At 60.8% G+C, this 909-nt stretch carries 2 protein-coding genes; both read right to left on the bottom strand.

Going from position 1 to position 909, the window contains the following annotated elements:
• On the bottom strand, positions 1-654 hold a 654-nt coding region (locus tag AWB65_RS35085; RefSeq protein WP_125474313.1), incomplete at its 3' end, for an MFS transporter.
• 24 nt (positions 655-678) lie between these two features.
• Positions 679-909: amidohydrolase family protein (locus tag AWB65_RS35080; RefSeq protein WP_159907981.1), on the bottom strand; the 231-nt coding region annotated here is incomplete at its 5' end.

The raw sequence follows: 909 nt of genomic DNA, 5'->3' as shown, positions 1-909 counted from the left end.
AGCCTTTTCGGGCTCCGACAACCACTTCACGCGCCGAATGTCCTCGCTCATGCGGAAAAAGATGTAGATGCCGAGCAACACCGTCGGAATGCCTTCAACGAGGATCAGCCATTGCCAGCCGCGCATGCCGCCGAGGCCCGTCATGAAGCGCAGGATCGACCCAGAGATGAGCCCACCGATCACGCCCGACGACGCCAGCGCGATATAGAACACGCCCCAGGCGCGGCCGCGCCGTGCGGCGGGATACCACTGGCTCATGTAATAGATCGCGCCCGGGATGAAGCCCGCTTCGGCCAGGCCGAGCAGAAAGCGCATCACGTAGAACTGCGTGGGCGTGCGGATAAAGATGGTCGCGCAGGAGAGAAGACCCCATGTCACCATGATGCGCGAGATCCAGCGGCGAGCGCCCACCTTGTGCAGGATCACGTTGCTCGGGACTTCGAGCAGGAAATAGCCGAGAAAGAAGATGCCCGCGCCGAAGCCGTAGACGGCATCGCTGAATTGCAAGTCGCTCGCCATTTGCAGCTTGGCAAAGCCCACGTTGACCCGATTGAGGTAGGAAAAGAAAAAGCCGAGCATCAGGACCGGCAGGATGCGCACGGATATTTTCCTGAAGAGGGAGTTTTCGTCGATGGTCTGCATGCTTGTCTCCATGATTTTTTGTGCGTGGACGCAGTGTCAGTCGATGCGGTAGAAACGCTGCGCCGTGCCGGCGAAGAGCTTGCACAGATCGGATTCAGCGGCTTTCGGGACGGCGGCGAGCACGTCGGCGACGATCGCGGTTAGGCTCGCTGACAAATTCCCAACCGGGAAGTTGCTCGCGAACATCGAGCGGTCGAAGCCGAACATCTCCACGGCTTCGCGGATCACGCGCCGGTTGCTCGCGCTGTCCCACTTGCCGTCCGGCAG

Origin of the sequence: Caballeronia humi (genome assembly GCF_001544475.1) — a bacterium.
GTDB classification, from domain to species: domain Bacteria; phylum Pseudomonadota; class Gammaproteobacteria; order Burkholderiales; family Burkholderiaceae; genus Caballeronia; species Caballeronia humi.
Note: the sequence above shows the minus strand (reverse complement) of the source record. Positions and strands in the feature narration are given on the sequence as shown.